This window comes from Brachybacterium sp. ACRRE (genome assembly GCF_022346485.1).
Classification (GTDB): Bacteria; Actinomycetota; Actinomycetes; order Actinomycetales; family Dermabacteraceae; genus Brachybacterium; species Brachybacterium halotolerans.
This window is the reverse complement of the sequence record NZ_JAKRMO010000117.1, coordinates 1-3,792: the sequence shown is the minus strand read 5'-3', so window position 1 is coordinate 3,792 and position 3,792 is coordinate 1. Positions and strand designations below refer to the sequence as shown.

Sequence of the window (3,792 nt, the reverse complement as noted above, 5' to 3'; positions counted from 1 at the left end):
CAGCGACCAGCCCCGCCCCGGCCGCGCCGAACAGGCCCCGGCGGCCGAGACCCCCGCGACCGGACCCGTCGGCCGGAGCGGCGGCGGAGTCCGTGCCCCGGCGATCAGCAGACGCGGGACCGGCCGACCCGGCGTCTGCCGACGCAGGATCAGTCGCCGCTGGTTCGGCCGACGCGGGATCGGCGTTCTGCGGGGTGTCGGCGTCGGGGCGATCGTGGCTGGTCATGGGCCTCTTCGAGGGGTGCGGGAGCGGCGGGGCGGGCCGGTGCGGATCAGTGCAGGATCGTACCGGCGACCTTCGAGAGCTCCTCGGCGAGCGCGTTGATGACGTCGGAGATCGCGCGCTGCTCCTTGGTGTAGTCGTTGTCGCCGGGGGCCTCGCCGGCGTCCTCCTGGACGGCGGCGATCGTCGAGTAGTCCACGTACTTCGGCGCGCCGTCGGGGGTCTTCCCGTCGACGTGCTTGTCGAGCTCCTTCTGGACGGCGTCGAACTTCTCGCCGAGCGAGGTGTCCAGGTCCGCGTCCTTCGCCTTCACGAGGTCCTGGACGTTGCCGTAGGCGACCTTCGCGCCGTCCAGGTTCGCCTGGAAGTCGTCGAGGTCGGTGTGGGAGAAGGTGTCCTCCTCGCCGACGATCTTGCTGGTCGCGACCTCCTCCATGAGGCCCTGCGCACCCTGGACGACGTCCTCGAGGGTGACGGCGAAGGTGGCGCCTCCCAGGCCCTTCTCCTTGCCGTAGACCAGGTCGTAGAGGGTCTGGATGTTGGCGGTGAGGTCGTCGGCGGCCTTGGTGCGCTCGGCGTCGGAGGCGAAGGAGAAGGGGGAGCCCTCGTCGGTGAACAGGTCGGCCTCGATGCGGTGCCAGCCGGTCCAGGACTTCAGCACGGAGGGGTCGGTGACCTTCTTGCCGGCGTCGGCCGCGAGGTCCTGGACGCGCACGTCCATGGCGACGTCGAGGTCGCCCGCCTCCTTGATGCCGAAGGCCTCCGCGGTGGGCTCGATGCGCTCGTAGGGGCGGCGTCCCTGCGGGAACAGCGCCTTGGCCTTCTCCGTGTCGCCGGAGGTGTAGGCGTCGGTGAACAGCTTGGCGCTGCTGACGAGCGCGCCCACCTGGTCCTTGATGTAGGCCGTGTAGTCGGTGACGGCCTTCTCCTCGAGCTTCTTCGTGTCCTCGTCGACCTCGACGTCCTCGCCCTGGGTGACGGTGAACTCGGCCGCGCCCACGAGGTCGCCCACCATGTTCGGCTTGCTCGCCGTGAAGTAGGTGCCCTCCTTGAGGGCCGTGGTGAGCTCGACGCTCGTGCCCGGGCCGATGTTCTCCTTCTCCGAGACGATGCGCAGCTTGTCCTGGGCGAGGATCTCGAACTCGTTGGGCACGCTGCCGGTGTTCTTCACCGAGAACGTGACCTGGCCCGAGGGGATCGTCGCGGCCGACAGCGTGCAGGCGTCGTCCGTGATGGTCACCGTGATCGTGCGCGGATCGCCGCCGGCGGCGTCCTCGGAGGCCGCGGGGTTGTCGGTGCACGCGGCGAGTCCGAGGCCCAGGGTGGCCAGCGGCGCGAGCCCCAGCAGGGTGCGGCGCGGGAGCGGCCGGCGGTCGGCGCGGATCGCGGGAGGGGTCGTGGTCATGGGAGCTCCTGGTCGAGGGGTGAGGGATCGGGTTCCGATCGGGATGGGTGGGAGCGGGGCGAACGTCGAGGCGGCCCGGGTCTCAGGCGTGGGCGTCGTGGAGCTCGGCGGCGGCGCGTGCGCGGCGCGGCGAGGCGGTGCGGACGACGAACAGCGCCGCGACCGGGACGATGTAGACGAACCAGGCGATCACCTGCAGGACCGTGGGGTTCAGGTTGACCTGGAACATGGCGTTGAGCACCACGTACAGCCAGTAGACCGGCGAGCCGGTGTCGGGCAGCAGGGAGGAGAGGTTCCAGGCGCGCGCGGTGATCCCCGGCAGCACGCCGGCCTCCTGGAGGTCGCCGATGCCGTAGGCGGTGATCCCCGCGGCGACGAGGATGAGGAAGCCGCCGGTCCAGGTGAAGAACTTCCCGAGGTCCAGGTGGACCGCGCCGCGGTAGATGAGGACGCCCAGCGCGATCGCGATCGCGAAGCCGAGCACGATGCCGATCGTCGTCGAGTACACCGAGCTCTCGAGGGAGGACTTCACGGTCGCCCAGAGGATCAGCGCCGTCTCCACGCCCTCGCGGCCCACGGCCAGGGCGGCGATCACGACCACGCCCCAGCCGCCGCCGCGGCGCAGCGCGCGCTCCATCTCGCTCTCGAGGTTGCGCTTCATCGATCGCGCGTTCTTGGACATCCAGAAGATCATCCCGGTGGTCAGCGCGACCGCGACCAGGCTGAGGGACCCGCCCAGGATCTCCTGCGCCTGGAAGGTGAGGGTCTTGGGGCCCCAGGTGAGCACGGCTCCGACGGCAAGGGGGATCAGCGCCGCGATCACCACGCCGGCCCACAGCTTCGGGAGCACGTCCCGTCGGCCCGACTTCACGAGATAGGCGACGAGGATGCCGACGACCAGCGAGGCCTCGAGACCCTCGCGCAGCGAGATCAGCAGGTTCGGCAGGAGCATGTGGCCTCCGGGCCCGTCGGCCGCTGCCTCCCGCCGGTGGCCGAGGGGCCGAGCGGGGCGGGCGCGGGAGACGACCACTGGGATAGAACGGACATCTGTTCCCTCAAGGTAAGCCTTGCCTTCATGCGCGTCCACCGCGGCGGATGGGGCGTGGGTCACGCCCCGCCGGGCGGCGGACCGTCTTCCGCGCCTAGGCGGCTTCGCGGTGCCGCGGGGAGTCGCCGCGGCACAGCCGCGGTGCGAGGCCGAAGGCGACCACGGTGCTCGTGATCGCCGCGGTCGCCATGATCCCCGCGAGCACGACGATCTGGAATCGTCCGGCCTCGAGAGGGGAGATGCCGCCGAATATGGCGCCGACGAAGGAGCCCGGCATGGTGACGAGCCCCGTGGTGCGGGTCTGGTCGGTGGACGGGATCAGGGCCTCGTGGACCGCGTGGCGCGCGATCGGGGCCGTGGCCTGCCGGGGCGTCGCCCCGAGCCCCAGCCAGCCCTCGATCTCCTCCCAGCGGTCGTCGGCCGCCTGCAGCAGGCGCCTGCCGGCGAGCGTCGCCGTCGACATCGCGCTGCCGATGATGATCCCGCCGATCGCGAGGGCGTAGCGGGCGGAGAGCTCAATCGCACCGGTCGCGAACACGACCACGACGGTCGCGAGGATGCCGGCCCCCATCCCGGCGAGCACGAGAGGCACGTGCGCGCGCAGGTCCCCGAGTCGGTGCGTGCTGGTGAGCACGGCCGCGACGAACATGACCACGAGGCCGAGCGCCACGAGCCGGGCGTCGGTGATCACGCCGGTGAGGATCACGCTCAGCGCTGCCAGCTGCAGCATGCCGCGCAGCACCGCGAGCGCGGACGCCCAGCCGTGCGGGACTCCCGCCGCGCGCAGCACGAGCGTGATGAGGGCGATGAGCACCAGCACCGCGAGCACGGTCCTCGCGATCTCCTCGCCGGTCACCGACTGCACGAGCCACCCTCCTGGGATCGATCCGAAGGGGCCGACGGGGCGTGATGCCCTTCCCCCTCCCTCGGCCGGGGACAGCGTATCCGGCCGGCGAGGACGCGCCCCGGCTCATCCGATGGGGCTCGCGGTGGGGCCTTCCGGCCCCCTTCTGCCCTCCGACGCTCCGACGGGGTGAGTGGTCCGCGGTGCCGACGCCGACCTCCCTCCACGAGTGCGGGCACAATGGGGGACGCCGGTGCAGAGGGCCACGGGCG

Annotated in this window: 3 protein-coding genes and 1 pseudogene; all 4 read right to left on the bottom strand. The window is 71.6% G+C overall.

Going from position 1 to position 3,792, the window contains the following annotated elements; genetic code table 11:
- A pseudogene (locus MHY49_RS18750) lies at nucleotides 1-226 on the bottom strand (hypothetical protein); the annotation flags it as partial.
- A gap of 46 nt (nucleotides 227-272) precedes the next feature.
- Nucleotides 273-1,628 (bottom strand): iron uptake system protein EfeO, encoded by a 1,356-nt coding sequence (gene efeO / locus MHY49_RS18745; RefSeq protein ID WP_239206749.1) that lies wholly within the window; start codon nucleotides 1,626-1,628, stop codon nucleotides 273-275.
- 82 nt (nucleotides 1,629-1,710) lie between these two features.
- A complete protein-coding gene (gene efeU, locus MHY49_RS18740; protein ID WP_239206747.1) occupies nucleotides 1,711-2,580 on the bottom strand; it encodes an iron uptake transporter permease EfeU in 870 nt (289 codons plus the stop codon).
- A gap of 190 nt (nucleotides 2,581-2,770) precedes the next feature.
- The gene (locus MHY49_RS18735; RefSeq protein WP_239206702.1) at nucleotides 2,771-3,541 is read right to left on the bottom strand and encodes an ABC transporter permease; all 771 of its coding nucleotides are present in this window, start codon (nucleotides 3,539-3,541) and stop codon (nucleotides 2,771-2,773) included.
- Nucleotides 3,542-3,792 lie beyond the last annotated feature (251 nt).

Excerpts from the sequence above, each read along its gene's own strand:
- efeO (WP_239206749.1), bottom strand. The coding sequence starts at position 1,628 with ATGACCACGACCCCTCCCGCGATCCGCGCCGACCGCCGGCCGCTCCCG.
- efeU (WP_239206747.1), bottom strand. The coding sequence starts at position 2,580 with ATGCTCCTGCCGAACCTGCTGATCTCGCTGCGCGAGGGTCTCGAGGCC.